The sequence below is a fragment of the Cupriavidus sp. R6-3 genome, assembly GCF_059772245.1.
In genome coordinates this window covers 1-15811 of the sequence record NZ_JCBAJO010000110.1, presented here as the reverse complement: position 1 = coordinate 15811, position 15811 = coordinate 1, and the positions used below count along the sequence as shown (strand labels likewise).

The 15811-nt window shown below is 66.6% G+C and carries 14 protein-coding genes; 12 read left to right on the top strand and 2 right to left on the bottom strand.

The genetic code is table 11. The features are described 5' to 3' along the window. Positions 1 to 1572 precede the first annotated feature (1572 nt). Positions 1573 to 2667: a replication protein RepA gene (locus AC6EI8_RS16520; protein WP_053823267.1), complete on the top strand. Its 1095-nt coding sequence runs from the start codon at positions 1573 to 1575 to the stop codon at positions 2665 to 2667. Between the two features lie 138 nt (positions 2668 to 2805). Here AC6EI8_RS16520 and AC6EI8_RS16515 read toward each other — a convergent pair whose 3' ends face one another. Then, positions 2806 to 3009, bottom strand: coding sequence for a cold-shock protein (locus AC6EI8_RS16515; protein WP_006576252.1), 204 nt, complete (start codon positions 3007 to 3009; stop codon positions 2806 to 2808). Positions 3010 to 3371: 362 nt separating this feature from the next. On the opposite strand from AC6EI8_RS16515, the gene AC6EI8_RS16510 reads away from it, so the two are divergent. Both AC6EI8_RS16510 and AC6EI8_RS16505 read left to right on the top strand, forming a co-directional pair. Continuing rightward, positions 3372 to 4028, top strand: a complete 657-nt coding sequence (locus AC6EI8_RS16510) for an AAA family ATPase (RefSeq protein ID WP_149318590.1) — start codon at positions 3372 to 3374, stop codon at positions 4026 to 4028. Positions 4029 to 4033: 5 nt separating this feature from the next. Next, entirely contained in the window at positions 4034 to 5047 is a 1014-nt protein-coding gene (locus tag AC6EI8_RS16505; protein WP_149318589.1) for a ParB/RepB/Spo0J family partition protein, read from the top strand. A 60-nt stretch (positions 5048 to 5107) separates the two neighbouring features. On the opposite strand, the gene AC6EI8_RS16500 is transcribed toward AC6EI8_RS16505, so the two are convergent. Then, positions 5108 to 6850 (bottom strand): phage integrase family protein, encoded by a 1743-nt coding sequence (locus AC6EI8_RS16500; RefSeq protein ID WP_498382399.1) that lies wholly within the window; start codon positions 6848 to 6850, stop codon positions 5108 to 5110. Between the two features lie 590 nt (positions 6851 to 7440). Between AC6EI8_RS16500 and AC6EI8_RS16495 the strand changes: the two genes are divergently transcribed. The 9 genes from AC6EI8_RS16495 (at position 7441) to AC6EI8_RS16455 (ending at position 15621) form a co-directional block, all read left to right on the top strand. Further along, positions 7441 to 8298, top strand: coding sequence for a response regulator transcription factor (locus tag AC6EI8_RS16495; protein ID WP_149318587.1), 858 nt, complete (start codon positions 7441 to 7443; stop codon positions 8296 to 8298). Positions 8299 to 8457: 159 nt separating this feature from the next. Next, positions 8458 to 8931 carry a DNA-binding response regulator gene (locus AC6EI8_RS16490; RefSeq protein ID WP_498382398.1) on the top strand — a complete coding sequence of 158 codons (474 nt, stop codon included), beginning with the start codon at positions 8458 to 8460 and terminating at the stop codon, positions 8929 to 8931. A 99-nt stretch (positions 8932 to 9030) separates the two neighbouring features. Further along, entirely contained in the window at positions 9031 to 9339 is a 309-nt protein-coding gene (locus tag AC6EI8_RS16485) for a hypothetical protein (protein WP_149318586.1), read from the top strand. A gap of 529 nt (positions 9340 to 9868) precedes the next feature. Further along, positions 9869 to 10498, top strand: a complete 630-nt coding sequence (locus AC6EI8_RS16480) for a phosphatase PAP2 family protein (protein ID WP_498382397.1) — start codon at positions 9869 to 9871, stop codon at positions 10496 to 10498. Positions 10499 to 10607: 109 nt separating this feature from the next. Beyond that, positions 10608 to 12020: an undecaprenyl-phosphate glucose phosphotransferase gene (locus AC6EI8_RS16475; RefSeq protein ID WP_498382396.1), complete on the top strand. Its 1413-nt coding sequence runs from the start codon at positions 10608 to 10610 to the stop codon at positions 12018 to 12020. Positions 12021 to 12127: 107 nt separating this feature from the next. After that, positions 12128 to 12379, top strand: a complete 252-nt coding sequence (locus tag AC6EI8_RS16470) for an acyl carrier protein (RefSeq protein ID WP_149318583.1) — start codon at positions 12128 to 12130, stop codon at positions 12377 to 12379. Further along, positions 12376 to 13611, top strand: coding sequence for an acyl-CoA dehydrogenase family protein (locus tag AC6EI8_RS16465; protein ID WP_498382395.1), 1236 nt, complete (start codon positions 12376 to 12378; stop codon positions 13609 to 13611). The genes AC6EI8_RS16470 and AC6EI8_RS16465 overlap by 4 nt, the downstream gene beginning before the upstream one ends. A gap of 11 nt (positions 13612 to 13622) precedes the next feature. After that, positions 13623 to 14636 (top strand): amino acid--[acyl-carrier-protein] ligase, encoded by a 1014-nt coding sequence (locus AC6EI8_RS16460; protein ID WP_265635152.1) that lies wholly within the window; start codon positions 13623 to 13625, stop codon positions 14634 to 14636. Next, a complete protein-coding gene (locus AC6EI8_RS16455; RefSeq protein WP_187829212.1) occupies positions 14629 to 15621 on the top strand; it encodes a DUF1839 family protein in 993 nt (330 codons plus the stop codon). The genes AC6EI8_RS16460 and AC6EI8_RS16455 overlap by 8 nt, the downstream gene beginning before the upstream one ends. Positions 15622 to 15811: the final 190 nt, after the last annotated feature.

Here is a 15811-nt window from a genome sequence, read left to right as displayed (position 1 = left end):
GGCTCCTTCACTGGCTCCTTCACTGGCTCCTTCACTGGCTCCTTCACTGGCTCCTTCACTGGCCCTTCACTGGCCCTTCACTCGCCCCTTCACTCGCCCCGTCCTCCGCCCCTTCTCCTCGCCCCCCGTCCGCTCGACCCTTTCCCCTCGGCTCTCTCCCCCTCCGCCGCGCCTTAGCTCAGGTCCTCCCCTTGGTTGCCCGCGCGCCAAGAACAGTTTGGCGCACCGCCATCAGTCGGGCCTCACCACGCAGAAACGGGTACGTGCAGCGCGGATTGCCGTCCGCAGAATCGGGTACGGATTGGCATCGCTAGCCCTTTTCGGACCGCCGACAGCCGCAGAAACGGGTACGCCATGGCCCACCCCACAAGGATTTCGGCACGCAGAAACAGGTACGGATAGGCCGGCACTGAAGGCCGATCCGCGGTCCGCGCACGAGTCACGTTCGCAGAATCGGGTACGGTTTGCCGGTTTTTTTGCCGCGACGCAGAAACGGGTACGGTTTTCCGGGTGCATCCCCTCGGGATCAATGCGGCACCGTTTCCCGCAGAAACAGGTACGCGGATCGCACCGGTCGGACACGTACCAGACGCGCAGAAATGGGTACGGCCGTCTGGCAGTCCTCCAGCGATCTCTTCTGCGAGGTCCGACCTCCGACGCAGAAACGGGTACGCCCTCAGGCGTTGGCAACGTTTCCGGCCGGCAGACGTTTGGAAGCGCTCGCTTTTAACAGGATGTACGTATACGTGGGCCTTTGCCGTGAGCGGCGCGGCTTCACGGCCTGGAAGCTGCGCAGAAACAGGTACGCTCGTCGCTCCACCGATGCCCCATCGCGTACGCAGAAGTAGGTACGCTTTGCGGAGGCCGCTCCCCCGCCTGTCGCTCGCAGAACTGGGTACGCCGCAGAAACGGGTACGCACTTCCCCCAGTTGGTCCCACGCATCTTCACGCAGAAACGGGTACGGCCACGCCGGGATGCGTGCAATACCGGGCCCAATGCGCTTTATGAGGCGCTTTCCAGTCTTCTCGATCCCAGCCGGCACGCCGATACGGCGCAGAAACGGGTACGCACCGAGCCCGCGGCCGCTGTGGATAAGCCTGTGCAATGCCGAAGTTATCCCCGCAGAAAGCGGTTCGCCGCTTTCGCTGAAACAGGTTCGGGTATACGCAGATTCGGGTTCGACGCTTCGCAGAATCGAGTACGCTGCGGCGCAGAATCGGGTACGAAGGGAGTCGGTTTACGTTTACGGTTCAACGGCTTAGGCGCCCCGTATACGGTTTACGAGTAGTTAACCGTAAAGGTATGTATTGCTTGTAGTGGATGACCGCGCGGAAGTGGACAACCCTGCCGGGTTGCCCCCTGCCGCACGGCATGCGAGCTGGCAAGAGAGAGATATCGGCACAGAGCCAAGGGCTGACCAGGCCGGCGCGAAGCCGCTGCGAACGCGGGGTATACCCGGCCAGATTTCACCACACGACGGGGTATACGCCCGAATCTCCGAACGTACCCGTTTCTGCGTGACAAGGGTGGCGGCATCAAGTAAAAAGGCGGGTAATTCGAAGCACGCCGATATGCCGATCAAACGTTCCCTGGCCACCCCGGACGACCGCACCGTCACTGACGTGGAAACCGGTCCCTCGCGCATCATCGTTCCCGGCAACGATGCGCCGTTGGTTCCGTCCGAAAAATTTCAGCGGCTGTTCGACGAAGCGCAAGCCATGGAGCGCGAAGACGCTTGGCAAAGTGGCGAGGTCGGCTTTCTGAGCCGCGCCAGTGTGCAGGTCACGCTTCCCTACCGAGCGCCGAAGGGCGCGCCGCCCGTCTGGACCCGGACCAGTGGCAACATCTCGCTGATGATCCAGCCCGGTTACTTCACGCAGCAGCGTTCCGAGCGCGCCAGCAACGGCCGCCAGAAGCTGGTGTCGGAAACGGTCTCGCTCGGGTATCCCTATGGCTCCTATCCGCGGCTGATGCTGGCCTGGATCGGCAAGGAGATCATGGCGAAGAAGAAACGGGGCGAGTTTACCGGCACCGTGGACGACCGCCGCATCTCGCTGGGTAACTCGCTGTCCGAGTTCATGTACAACCTCGGCATCCCGATGGCCACGGGCGGCAAGCGCGGCACCATGACGCTGGTGCGCCAGCAGATGATCCGCCTGTTCTCCGCGACCATTGCGATCGTCCAGAACAAATCGGCGCCGACGCAGAACCAGACCAACAACCACGAGCCGATGTCGATCGATCGGGTCGGCTACCTGCTGGCAGATCAGCTGTCGACCTGGTGGGATCCGATGCAGCCGGGCCAGGGCTCGATGTTCGAAAGCTTTGTGGTGCTGTCGGAGCCGTTCTTCAACGAGCTGGTCAATCGCCCGGTGCCGGTCGATATGCGTGCGCTGAAGGCGCTGAAGCAGTCGCCGTTCGCGCTGGACGTCTATTCCTGGCTGACCTACCGCTTCTTCACCATCCAGCGGCGCACCGAGATCCCATGGGAAGCGCTGCAGATGCAGTTCGGTACCGAGACCGAGAGCGAGCGCAAGTTCCGCGCGTTGTTCCGCAAGGCGTTGAAGGACGTGCTGGTGGTGTATCCGGACGCCAAGGTCGACGCCGACTCGTCGAAGGCGCTGATTCTGCAGCCCTCGCGTACCAGCGTGCGCAAGCTGGCCTGAGCGACTGTCCTTGAAGGAACGCGCCGGGGCCCCTTCGCCTCGGCAATATTGGGCGCGGCAATAAAAAAAGCAGGTGTTGAACACCTGCTTTTTTGCTGGCTCCCGGCGAGTGCCGCGAACCAGCGGCGACGCGGGCAATCAGGCCGGTTTGATGCCGGAAGCTTGCTTGCCCTTCGGACCTTCCTTGACTTCGAAGGTCACTCGCTGGCCGTCCTTCAGCGTCTTGAATCCAGTGCCCTGGATTTCCGAGAAATGGGCGAACAAGTCCGCGCCACCATCGTCCGGGGTAATGAAGCCGAACCCCTTGGTTTCGTTGAACCACTTAACCGTACCGGTTGCCATGTGAGTTTCCTTTCGACGCAAGTTCTTTGTACACGACGCAAACAACCGTTCAAGCACGTTGATTTCTCGCAGATACCGAACGGAAGCCGACGAGGGTGACACGACTTGACGCGACTGTGTTGGGCATCATATCCAGTTTGTCTAACCGTGTCATGTGCGGCGTACAACGCACAACCTCTAATGTAGGCCGATTCTCGACCGATTTTCAAGCACAACTTTTGAAGAAACTTGTGCGCCTTTTTGGCTTCCGGGCTGTAACGAATTCGTGTAATTGAAGAAATCGGTTGATAGCACCAAGGCGATTGACTAAAGTTTCGCCTACAGTCAAACCGCGCTTTCAGCGCTGAAAGAGAGAGGCCCCGGTGGCAGCGAAAATCATCACGGTGTTCAATCAGAAGGGCGGCTGCGGCAAGACAACGGTCAGCATGCATCTCGCGGGAACGCTGGGTTTGCGCGGGGCGCGCGCAATGCTGGTCGATATGGACGAGCAGGGAACCGCGACGCGTTGGGCGGCGCAAGCCTCGGACGAGCGCCCGTTCCCCGCTTCCGTCATTGGTTTGGCGGCCTCCGGCGGTGCGATGCACCGCGAAGTCCGCAAGTTCGTCCAGGACTACGACTATATCGTCGTCGACTGCCCGCCCGCAGTGCACTCCGCAGCGCCGTCCAGCGCCCTGCTGATCTCCGATCTGGCAGTGATCCCGGTCGTCCCGTCGCCCCCCGATCTGTGGGCGGCGGTGGCGGCCAAGACCCTCGCGCAGCATGCGCAGGTCCAGAACGAAACATTGACCGTCCGCGTGATGGCCAATATGGTGCAACGCCGCGTTTCCATCGCGCGCCAGGCTATCGAAATCCTGGGCGATGACGGCGACTTTCCCCTGCTGCAATCGATGATCGGCTCGCGCTCGGCGTTCCGTGAGTGCCAGGCCATCGGTTGTACCGTGCACGGCGTACCGGGCGCACGCGAGGCAGTGCAGGAAGTCGACATCATGGTGGACGAGGTGTTGTCCCTGATCGAGTAAAGAGAATGGCAACGAAGATGAAGAATCTGCGGGCCGGCATGCTGGCCGGCATGGCGGCGGAAAAGAGCCGCGCCGACACGCTGGACCGCTTCGCGCGCGCGGAAGCGGCGATCGCCAAGCATCCGCACGGCCTGTTGCAGGCAAAGGGCGCCGAAACACCGCCCACTTTCAGCGCTGAAAACGAGGAGCGTTCGGGAGACGGCCGCGTCCTCAAGCGCATCCCGCTGGCGCAATTGCACGACAACCCGCTCAACGCGCGCCGGATTTACGATCCCGCCGTCGTCCAGGAGCGCGCCGCGTCGATCGCGACCCACGGCCAGAAGACGCCGGGTCTCGCGGCGCCAGATCCGTCCCGTCCCGGCCATTACATCCTGATCGACGGCCACTACCGCAAACGCGCGCTCGCGGCGGCCGGCAAGCTCGAGATGGAGTGCTTCGTCGAGAGCGACCTCAGCGACCTCGACTTCTACCGCCTGTCCTTCCTGCTGAACGAACAGCGCTCGGACCAGTCGGCGCTCGACAATGCGATCGCCTGGCGCCAGTTGCTGGACGAGGGCAAGGTTGCCAAGGAAGAAGATATTTGCGAGCTGACCGGCATGTCGGCCGGCACGGTCAACAAGACGCTGGCGCTGCTGAAACTGCCGGAGTCCGTGCTGATGGTGATGCGCGAGCGTCCCAGCGCGATCGGCATCGCGGCCGGCTATGAGCTGACGCTGTACTACAAGCTGGCGGGCGAGGAGCGCACCCGCGAGTTGGCGATGCGCATCATGAACGACGGCCTGTCAAGCCGCGAAGTCGAGGCGATTCGCAAGCAGGCGCAAGAGGGCAAGGCGCGCAAGGTCAAGGAAATCAGCCGCCAGTACAAGATCCGGACCAGCGGCGGCGAGCTGCTGGGCACGATCAAGGAATGGGACTCGGGCCGTGTCGTGCTCGACGTCCAGCTGACCGATCGCGATGCCCGCGAAGCGCTGCTGGAAGCCCTGAAGGCGCGCTTCGGCCTGGACAAATCGCTGCTGTAGCAGACCGCACGGGCGGCGCGCCGCTGGGCCATGAAGATGGTCCGCCCGCGCAGCACGCCATCACGGCTGCCCGGCGTGCCGCCGCACCAGCATGCGCGGCGTGAATCGGAGGTCGCGATGCTCGGCATGCTCGGGCAGCGCAACGAAATCCCGCCACGCCGCGCGAAGCAGCCGGTCCAGGCCGCTGGGGGAATAACCGGCAAGCGGCTGACTGGCCCGTTTGGCCTGGCCTCGCGACGTCGGCGGCAACATCAGCGGACCCAACAACGGCGCGGCGTGGGGTAGCCCGTCCGCCGCCAAACCGCGGTCTGCCCAATGCAGGGAGAGGGCGTTCCAGGCATCGTCGCTGAGCGTGGCGAAGCGCTTCTCGACGCGGCCCGGCTCAGGGTCCGACATCACGATTCCGGACCCACCGCGGTCGAACCGCGGGCGAACCAGACAGCGGCTGCCGTCGCCGAGCCGAAGATGGCCCCCGGTGACCAACACGGCTTCGCCGATCCGCATCCCGCAATCGCCGATCAGATACGCGGCGGCATTGGCCGCCCGCCATATCGGCGTGCCATCCGATCCATCGAGCCAGCGGCGAAATGCGGCCACACTCGTACCCGCGCCGGCCGCCAGCCCGGGAGCCGCTTCCCGGTGACCGGCCAGCCCAGCCAGACCATCTGCCTGATCGGCTGCCTGATCCTCTAGCTCTCCGTCCGCCTTGTCGCCTGGCCGATCGTCGTGCAATGCCGCCGCCGCAGGCGGTATCGCAAAACCATCGAAGGGATGATGCGCCAGCACGCCGCGTTGGCGCAGCCAGCCGAACAGCGCCCGTATCACCCGCATGGCCGCCTGGCGAGAACTGTCCCGCAAGCCGCCCTCGAACGGCCGCCACGGCATCCGGTCGCGCGGGCCGGCGGGTCCCTGCCAGAACGAGGCCGGTTGCGGATTGGCCAGGAAATCCCAATACGCCGACAGATCTTCCGCGTTCATGCCGCGCAAGGGCTGCCGCCGCCGCGCCGCCCACAGCAGCAGCCGTTCCGCCTCGCGCCGATAGCTGGCCCAGGTGTGGGAGCCGGGCCGCTTGCCCTCCAACCATTGGCGTACCAACTGCAACTCCTCGCCAAGAACGGCTCGCCAGTCGCCATTAAGTGATGTACAGAGCATATATTCCAGAGGAACAGGCGCCGCCAACCGTTCGTCCAACGGTGCCGGCGACATCCGCGGCCGCTGCGATGGCGCGACCAGCGCGCCCACCTGGGGCCCCAACACCGGTCCCCCATCGCTGGCACGCAGCGTGTCGCGCTGCCGCTCGAGCCAGTGCCGTACCACGTCGGCCGACTTGGCGCCCAAGCGCGGCACCCCGCGCCACCAGGCGGCGCCGCGCCGGTTGACCCGCTCCACCAGGTCGCCGATGCGTTCGATGCCGCCCGCCGCGAGGCGGCGCGACAGGCTCGGTCCGAACCACAGCGACACCGCGTGATCGAGCGCCGGCCGCCCCGGCGACAAGCGCTCCAACGACGACAGCGCGTCGACGCGCCGGTCCATCGCGACATTCGAGCGACCCTTGAGCGAGTCGAACATCGCCGCGATATCCGGCCGGTTGTTCTGCAGCGCGAACTGGACCAGCCGATCGCGCAGCCGCAGGATGCGCTGCACCGCCTGATGCTCGGTCAGCGCCTCCTCCTCCTCGTCCGGGTCGAGCAGATAGCGGTTGGCGATATCGACCGCGGCCATGCCTTGGGCATACGCGCGTACCACGGCGAATTCGGTCCGGGTCAGTTTCGAGGGATCCAGCGTGTCGTCCCGCACAGACATCGGCAATCGCCCTTAAGTGATTGATTGATAACGACTTTGAGCAGACGAGTAGCGCAACCTGCCCAAATTGCTACCCGAAGTGTAATGTAAATTATTTTCTCGGCACAGCGTCCGAAAGGTCGACCCGTGCCAGCAGAGCATGGCGAAGAATCGCCGCGAACATCGCCTGAAACATTGACCGGACATCGGTCGAATACCGCCCAAACATCGGTCCGAACCCTAAGAACGCGGCCGCTTTGCGATTGACGTAAGGGAAAATCCTTACCCCGCCTCCAGCCTTGTGCTGCGTACGCATTCGCACAAAAGCGACTTGCCCACCATCCGGCAAGCCTTGCTTTCCTGTTTTCGCATGCATATGCTGGACCGCAGAATAAGTGAAAGTTAAGTCTGTCTTTAGAGGGATCGAAAGCGTGCAAACACGCAAACGGGGCGATTGCATCACGCTTGACGGGAAGGGACGGCCGCGCTGAACGCCGCGCCGAACAGAAGCGGGATGGATCGTAGGGAGGGGCAGGGGCAACATAGCACCGCACTTCCGATCACACGGGCGACCGTCGCGGCGCACGTGTCGCAACAAGAACGAGAGCGGCATGGCCACCATTCTGTTGATCGAGCCTCATCCATTACTGCGATTGGGCCTGCGCCAGTTACTGGCGCAATCCGAGCTTCCCGTCCACGTCATCGATGTCGAACCGGCCGCGCTGCCGTCGCCCGACGACGCCCGCCTGCGCGACGCCGACCTGCTGATCTACGGCTGGCACGACGATGGCAGCGGCACCTGGCAAGCGATGGAGGACGTGTGCCGCTATCTGGCGCCGCAGCGCGTGCTGGTGCTGGCCGATGGCCTGCCCGCCGCAATGGCGCAGGAATCCGTGCCCCCGATGGTGGCGGGCCTGCTGTCGAAGAACTGCTGCGCCGAGGTGCTCGACGCCGCCATCCGCCTGGTGCTGGCCGGCGGCGAGTGCTTTCCCGCGCTGGTCCACGCCCAGCCGACGCGGCAAACGGGGCTGTCCGGCCTGCAGAACACCGGCGGCAGGGAAGGGACGGCCACCCGGCCGGATGAACCGATCGAGTCGACCCGCGCCGTTCCCGGCTGGTCCGCGGACATCGCCATCCGCACCGCACCGCTGATCCAGCCCGATATCGAAACACCGTCGTTCGGCTCGCATCTGCTCAATATCACCGAGCGGCAATACGAGGTGCTGGCACTGCTGGCACGCGGCTACCCGATCAAGACGGTCAGCCGCGTGCTCAATATCTCGGTGGCCACCGCCAAGACCCACGCCTGCACGCTGTACCACCGCCTGCATGTGCGCAACAAGGGCGAGGCCGTCTACGAAGCGCTGCGGCGCGGCGCCAAGCTGAACTGGCCTGGACCCTCGACGCTGGGCGCGGTGCCGTTGCACGTCGACGCCATGCGATTGCCGGCGGTCTGCCAGGCGGCCTGAGTTGCAAGGCGCCGGTCACGGTGGCATGTGCTTGCGCGAACTCATCCTTTCGGCTGAGGGACTTCATTCCAATGGTCGAGGCGGCCCGGGAGGCGGCTTGCTAGGCTTATGGACATGCACGCCGGCAGTCACCTCGCCCCCCTGAGCTCGCCCGAGTCGATGACGACCCTTCTTCTGGCCAACAACGCGATCATGCTGCGCGCGCTGTCGCGCCACCTCGGCAAGCGTCAGGCCTCCTGCCCGTTGACCTTGCAGTCGCCGGAATGGCTGCTGCACGCATCCTCGGCCCAATTGCCCAAACAGCTCGTCGATTTCGCGCTGCTCGACTGCAGCAGCAGCGACGCGGATGCCGGCGCGCTGATCGAGGCCTTGTGCCGGCGCATCGCGCCGCGCCGGTGGCTGCTGATCGCCAGGCCAGGCGCCACGGCGCTGACGCAGCGCGCCGCCCGGCTCGGGGCCGGCGGCTGCCTGCTGGCACCGGCTTCGCCCGACCTGCTTTCCGCGGCGGTGGCGCTGGTCAGCGCCGGCGGCCAATGCTTTCCGCGCGCCAGCATGGCGTGGCTGATGGCGCCTGCTCCCTCTCCCGCTGCGACCTCCAACTTTCTGCGCCCTGGTTCTACGGCAAGCGGCTGATGGTCGTCCACCGGCGATGCGGCCTATGCTGGCACTACGCTGCTGGCGTAGCCGGACCCGGGATCAGAAGGTCCGCCGCCGGCAGGAGCGGGGGGTCATATGAATGGAGGAGCGGCGGTCCTGATCGTGCGCGGCTTTGCCGTGCCGGAGGGCCGCAACAAGTGGGCGTGTTGTTATGAGATCCGGCTGGCGTCGGCATGCGATGGGCCGCTGGTCCATCGCGGCGAACTGCATGGCCGCGCGTTCTGCAGCGAGGATGCCGCGGTAATCGCGGCCCGCGAAGCCGGCGAGCGGGAAGCACGGCGGCGCATTGCCGCGGGACTGGCGACATCGTTCCTGTCGGTGGCGCCCGGCACGTGCGCGGGCGATGGCCGCGACATCAAGACGCCGCGGCCGGACGATCGGTAAGCGACAGAGCCAGGCGAACGAACACGAAGGGGGGAAATAAGGCGCGTGCTCGGGGGAGCCGCATGTCGGATGACGAATCGAACGACATGCGTACACGCGCGTATCGGCTGCGGCGATCGCCCGGCCGGATCTGCGGACCACGGCGGAGCCGCCGCTCGACAGACGGCACGCCGGGGTCCTTTCTTTTTTGGGAAGGGCGCGGCCGTCGACGACGACCGCAGACGACGCCCGCAGACGACCACCGCAGACGACGACCGCAGACGACCGCAACGCAAGGAAGGGGGAAAAAAGAAGCCCGCAGACCGGGGGACCATGCGGGCTCCAAAGTGGCAGGCCGATTCCGCCTGGCCCACCACAAGACTGACGATATCCAATCGATCTTGCGACTTCCATCAACCAAAAGGACCAAAAGCCCACGGTCGCGCCGCGGCGGCGCGAGGCATTCCGCGGGGCATTCGACACCATGTGGCACTGGCACTTGATTTCGCGCTTCGGCGACGCCGCGCTGCTGCTGCCGTGCGCCGCGCTGTTGCTGCTGTCGCTGTGCCATCGCGGCGAATGGCGCGCGGCGCGCGACTGGTGCCTGGCGTTCGCCGCCGCCGCCGGACTGACGCTTGCATCGAAGCTGGCCTTCATCGGCTGGGGCATCGGCGTGCCGGCGCTGGACTTCACCGGTTTCTCGGGCCACAGCATGATGGCGGCGAGCGTGCTGCCGGTGCTGCTGCATCGGCTCGCACCGGGACGGCGGCCGCGCCTCGGGTGGATCGCGGCAACGCTCGGCGCATCGCTGGCGCTGCTGGTGGGCTATTCGCGTTTGCCGCTGGGCGCGCATTCGCTCAGCGAAGTGGTGGGCGGACTCACGCTCGGTTTTGCCGTCAGTGGCGGCTATCTGCTGGCCACCGCGCCGCGGCGGCATCCGCGGTGGCACCGATCGCCGCGCGCGCCGCTGTTGCTGCTGGTGGGCGCCTTGTTGCTCGGGGTGCCGGCATCGGGCGCGCATGCGCCCACCGAGCAATGGATCGAACAGATCGCACTGTACCTGTCCGGACGCGCGCGACCGTTTCAACGCGAGGATTGGCAGCGGCGCGACGCCGCGACGATCGCGCCGCCATCCCCTTCTACGCTTCTGTCTACCTCACCGTCTTCCTCCTCCGCGTAGCCGCCCCCACCTGTGTGGGGGACCCAACAGACCCCACGCCGACCCGAGCGCGACGATGTTCGCGATATGCCGACGCACGGCATCGACAGGGCAGCAAGGGGAGAGGGTCATGGCAACGGCAAGCGCGCAAGCGGTCGTCGAGCGGCAGACAGCGCTGCAACTTCTGTATCGGGTCTCGGATGCATTGACGGTGGGCATCTGCGGCATCCTGGTCGGCGAATTCTGGTTTCCCGAGGGCGGTCTGGCATCGGCGGCGCCGATACATGGCTTCCTGACCGCGTTCTGCGCGGTCGCCACGCTGATCGTGTTCCCCGCCTGCGGGCTCTACGAATCGTGGCGCGGCCGCAGCCGCGCCGCACTGGGCGTGCGCACGCTGGCGGCATGGAGCCTGGTCGCGGTCAGCGGCCTGGTGCTGGCCTACCTGATGCATCAGATCGGCGCGGTGTCGCGCTTGTGGTCGACCACCTGGTTCGGCGCCGTCTCGCTGGCGCTGATCGGCTCGAGGCTGGTGCTGTACCAGCTGCTGGGCAATGTGCGGCAGCAGGGCATCAACGCCAAGCGCGTGCTGATCTTCGGCTACGGCCCGCTCGGCAACGAGATGTACCGGCGCGTGCATCGCATCCGCGAGGCCGGCTATCACGTGGTCGGCATCTACTGCGACCACGACGACGACACGCTGCCGTCCGGCGTGCCGATCCTGCGCGAAATGAGCGACGTCACGCGCTTCGTGCGCAGCCAGGACGTGCGCGAGATCTGGCTGACGCTGCCGATGGCGGCGTGCCGCGATCTGTGCGACGTGGTCTACCAGTTCCGCAACGACCTGGTCGACATCCGCTGGGTGCCCGACATCATGTCGGTCGAGCTGCTGGGCCACCGCTTCAGCGAATTCCTCGGCCTGCCGGTGATCGACCTGAACAGTCCGCCCGATTCGCGCATCACGGGCCTGCTCAAGGCAAGCTTCGATCGCGTGTTCGCCGCGGTGGCGCTGCTGGGCATGTCGCCTCTGCTGGTCGCCATCGCAATCGGGGTCAAGCTGTCCTCCCCGGGCCCGGTGCTGTTCCGGCAGAAGCGCCTGGGCATCGACGGCAAGCCCTTCGACGTCTTCAAGTTCCGCACCATGGTGGTCCACCAGGACCGCGGTGTCACGCAGGCGGTGCGCAACGATCCGCGTGTGACCCGCATCGGCGCCTTCCTGCGCCGTACCAGCCTCGATGAGCTGCCGCAGTTCTTCAACGTGCTGCGCGGCGAGATGTCGGTGGTGGGCCCGCGCCCGCACGCGCTCGAACACAACGAGATGTACAAGGAGCTGATCGACCGCTACATGCTGCGCCATCGCGTCAAGCCCGGCATCACCGGCTGGGCGCAGATCAACGGCCTGCGCGGGCAGACCGACACGGTCGAGAAGATGCGCGCGCGCATCGAGTTCGATATCTATTACATCCGCAACTGGTCCTTCCAGCTGGACCTGCGGATCATCGCGCGTACCGCGCTGCATGGCTGGACCGGCAAGAGCGCGTTCTGAAAGAGTTCCGGCCCACGGCTGTGGCGAACGTGCGTTGGCAAGCGCACGGTGCCGGCGGGTACGGTCGAGCCAAATGGGGCATACCAAGACCCCAGCGGGAGGAGACCATGAAAGCCACCATACGCACGATCCTGGCGGAGGTGGGCCGGCTCGAGGTGCCAGCGGACACGCTGGACGATCACGCCGACCTCTATGAAGCCGGGCTGTCGTCGCTCGCCACGGTGCACGTGATGCTGGCCATCGAGAACGCCTTCGATATCGAGATTCCGGACCGCATGTTGACGCGCCAGCTGTTTCGCAGCATCCAGTCACTGGCCGACGCGATCGTGTATCTGCGCCAGCAGCAGGAGGCAGCATGAACGCGTTCACGGCGCAGGCGGTGCAGCCCCGCCCGCACGATGCCGGCACCGATGCGGCGCATGTCGATCCGCCGGACACGGCGCATCCACCGCGGGACATGCTGGCTGCCGCGCGCGAGGTGGTGCCGCCGGCGACGGCGCAGGCCGATCGCGTGGACCGCGAGGCGGCGTTCCCCGAGGCCGCCTTTGCCGCGTTGCGCGAGCGCGGCCTGCTCGGTGCGATGGTGCCGGTGGAACTCGGTGGCGGCGGCGCGTCGCTCGAAACCATCGCGGCGATCTGCCGCGTGCTCGGCGGCGCGTGCGCGGCCACCGGCATGATCTACGCGATGCATCAGATCCAGGTCGCCTGCCTGGTCGCGCATGCGCGCGGCAGTATCTGGCACGAGCGCCTGCTTGCGCGCATCGCCGGCGAGCAGCTGCTGCTGGCCTCGGCCACCTCGGAGCAGTCGATCGGCGGCGCGCTGCGCACCAGCGGCTGTGCGGTGGCCACCGACGGTGGACGCTTTCATCTGGTCAAGATGGCGCCGACCATTTCGTACGGCGCGCAGGCCGACGTGATCCTCGCCACCGCACGCCGCCATGCGGAGGCGCCGCAGTCCGACCAGGTATTGGTCTGCGTGCTCGACGGCGACTGCACGCTGCAATGCACGAGCGGCTGGGACACGCTGGGCATGCGCGGCACCTGCAGCAACGGCTTCCGGCTGGAGGCGCGCGGCGCCTGCGAGCAGATCGTGCCGGTGCCGTTCGGCGAGATCGCCGACGCGACCATGACGCCGGTGTCGCACATGCTGTGGAGCGCGCTGTGGACCGGCATCGCCGCCGACGCGGTACAGCGCGCCAAGGCCTTCTTCCAGGGGCAGGCGCGCTCGCGGCCCGGCGCGCTGCCGCCGTCGGCCACGCGGCTGGCGGAGGCGGCGGCGATGATCGACACGATGGAGGCGCGCGTGCAGATGGCGCTCGCGCATTACCGCCAGCACACACCGGGCCGATCCGTCTCCGCGGACTTTGCCTTTGCCGCCGAAATGAACGGCCTGAAGACCAGCGTGTCGGCGCTGGCGCTCGAGGACGTGCAGATCGCGCTGCTGATCTGCGGCATGGCCGGCTACAAGCACGGCACGCCGTTCAGCGTCGGCCGCCATCTGCGCGATCTGTGGTCGGCGCCGCTGATGATCAGCAACGACCGCATCCTGACCAATACCGCCAGCCTGCTGCTGGCCGAACGTTCGCATTGAGGAGAATCGGCATGGACTACCAGAGCGGCCAGCACGGTGGCGCCGTCGAGCCTGCCGACACCGCGGCGCCGCCGCAGCGCCTGTCACGATCGCCGGAGGAGGCCGCGCTGGCGGCGCAGCGGCGCTTTCGCCAGGCGCTGATCGAGGCCGGCCTGCTGATTCCGACCGGCGTCGATGGCCTGTATGGCCGCAGCGCCGACTTCGAGGCCATTGCCGACGGCCTGAACGCCGCCATCGGCGCGCTCGGCGCCGACCAGCAGGCCGAGGTGATGCGCTTTCCGCCGGCGATGGCGCGGCAGGACTTCGAAGCCAGCGAATACCTGAAGAGCTTTCCGCAACTGGCCGGCACCGTGCACAGCTTTTGCGGCAGCGATCGCGATCATCACCGGCTGCTGGCCAGGCTCGATGCCGGCGAGGAATGGGCCGACCAGCAGCGGCCCACGCGCGTGGTGCTGACGCCGGCCGCCTGCTATCCGATCTATCCGGTGATGGCCGCGCGCGGACCGCTGCCGCCGCAGGGCCGAGTCGTCGACGTGCTGTCGTACTGCTTCCGCCATGAGCCCTCGGTCGATCCGGCGCGCATGCAGCTGTTCCGCATGCGCGAGTACGTGCGGCTGGGCACCGCCGAGCAGGTCGCCGCGTTCCGCGCGCAGTGGATCGAGCGGGGCAGCGCGCTGGCGCAGCAGCTGGCCTTGCCCTGGCAGCTCGACCTGGCCAACGACCCGTTCTTCGGCCGCGGCGGCAAGATCGTCGCCGACGGCCAGCGCGAGCAGAAACTGAAGTTCGAACTGTTGATTCCGATCCACGACGACGCCCCGCCGACTGCCTGCATGAGCTTCAACTACCACAAGGACCACTTCGCCGAAGTCTGGCCGCTGCGCACCGCCGACGGCGCGCGCGCCCACACCGGTTGCGTCGGCTTCGGCATCGACCGGCTGATTCTGGCGCTGCTGCGCCACCATGGTTTTGCGCTGGCACGCTGGCCGAGCCAGGTGCGCGAGCTGCTGGGACTGCGCCATGTATGACGGCACCGGGCGGCTGGCGCCAGCCGTGCATGCCTCGCATGTCCTGCATACCGAGCAGGCGGTCTGGCCGCAGACCAACTGCTACGTCGACCTGTGGATCGAACTGCTGCACGGCTGGCAGCTCGATCCGCTGGCGGCGCTGCCGTTTACCGTCGCGCAGGACTTCGAGGGCGATCAATTCACCTTCTTCAAATACCCGGTCGACGACCTGGAGCGGCTCTATGGCGTGGTGGTGCAGGAGCTCTCGCTCTACGACGCGATGGAGCGCCATGTCGCGACGCAGACTGCGCGCGGCCATGTGGTGCTGCTCGAGGTCGACGGTTATTACCTGCCGGACAATCGCGCCACCTCGTACCGGCGCCAGCACACCAAGACCACCATCGGCATCGACGTGCTGATGCCCGAGGCGCGCGGCGTCGGCTATTACCACAACGACGGCTACCACGTCGCACGCGGCGACGACTATGCGGGGCTGTTCCGCTTGCTGCCCGACCTGCAGGCCGATCCCAATCTGCTGTTCCCGTATGCCGAGGTGGTGCGGCGGCGCTTTCCACCGCTGTCCGGGCCGATGCTGCTGCGCGCGTCGCTGGCGCTGTTGCGGCGGCATCTGGCGCGGCGACCCCGGCAGAACCCGATCGCGGCGTACCGGCAGGTGTTTCCGCAGCATCTGGACGAACTGGCGGTGCGCGGCGAACCGGCCTTCCACCCGTACGCCTTCAACGTGCTGCGCCAGCTGGGCGCCAACTTCGAGCTGCTGGGCAAGTACCTGCGCTGGCTCAGCCTGCAGGGACAGCCGCTGCCGGCCGCGATCGCCACGGCCTGCCAGCGGCTGGCATCGGAGGCGATGGTGATGCAGTTCCGGCTGATCCGCTCGATTCTCGGCCGCCGGCCCGACGCTTGCCAGGATTGCCTGGACCAGATGGAAGCCTGCTACGAGGCCGCGGTACCGGCGCTTGCCGCCTATGTCGGCGAGGGCGAGCCCTGACGCCGCGGGCGCGCTCGCGACCGCGCCCACGGCCGTAGCGACGACCGCGCCCGATGTGTGCGAACGGATGGCGGCGGCCATGCCGCTGGGCCGGCCGCTGACGCGGCAGCCGCTGGCCGGTCCGTGGCGGATGCTGGAAACCGGGGCCGATGCGATCGCCAGGCCGTCGGAGTTGCCGGGCGACTTGCCG

Bases quoted from the DNA above. Each gene is read 5' to 3' on its own strand.
- AC6EI8_RS16515 (WP_006576252.1), bottom strand. From the start codon at position 3,009: ATGGCAACCGGTACGGTTAAGTGGTTCAACGAAACCAAGGGGTTCGGC.
- AC6EI8_RS16485 (WP_149318586.1), top strand. From the start codon at position 9,031: ATGAATGGAGGAGCGGCGGTCCTGATCGTGCGCGGCTTTGCCGTGCCG.
- AC6EI8_RS16460 (WP_265635152.1), top strand. From the start codon at position 13,623: ATGGACTACCAGAGCGGCCAGCACGGTGGCGCCGTCGAGCCTGCCGAC.
- AC6EI8_RS16475 (WP_498382396.1), top strand. From the start codon at position 10,608: ATGGCAACGGCAAGCGCGCAAGCGGTCGTCGAGCGGCAGACAGCGCTG.
- AC6EI8_RS16470 (WP_149318583.1), top strand. From the start codon at position 12,128: ATGAAAGCCACCATACGCACGATCCTGGCGGAGGTGGGCCGGCTCGAG.
- AC6EI8_RS16500 (WP_498382399.1), bottom strand. From the start codon at position 6,850: ATGTCTGTGCGGGACGACACGCTGGATCCCTCGAAACTGACCCGGACC.
- AC6EI8_RS16465 (WP_498382395.1), top strand. From the start codon at position 12,376: ATGAACGCGTTCACGGCGCAGGCGGTGCAGCCCCGCCCGCACGATGCC.
- AC6EI8_RS16455 (WP_187829212.1), top strand. From the start codon at position 14,629: ATGTATGACGGCACCGGGCGGCTGGCGCCAGCCGTGCATGCCTCGCAT.
- AC6EI8_RS16495 (WP_149318587.1), top strand. From the start codon at position 7,441: ATGGCCACCATTCTGTTGATCGAGCCTCATCCATTACTGCGATTGGGC.
- AC6EI8_RS16490 (WP_498382398.1), top strand. From the start codon at position 8,458: ATGACGACCCTTCTTCTGGCCAACAACGCGATCATGCTGCGCGCGCTG.
- AC6EI8_RS16520 (WP_053823267.1), top strand. From the start codon at position 1,573: ATGCCGATCAAACGTTCCCTGGCCACCCCGGACGACCGCACCGTCACT.
- AC6EI8_RS16505 (WP_149318589.1), top strand. From the start codon at position 4,034: ATGGCAACGAAGATGAAGAATCTGCGGGCCGGCATGCTGGCCGGCATG.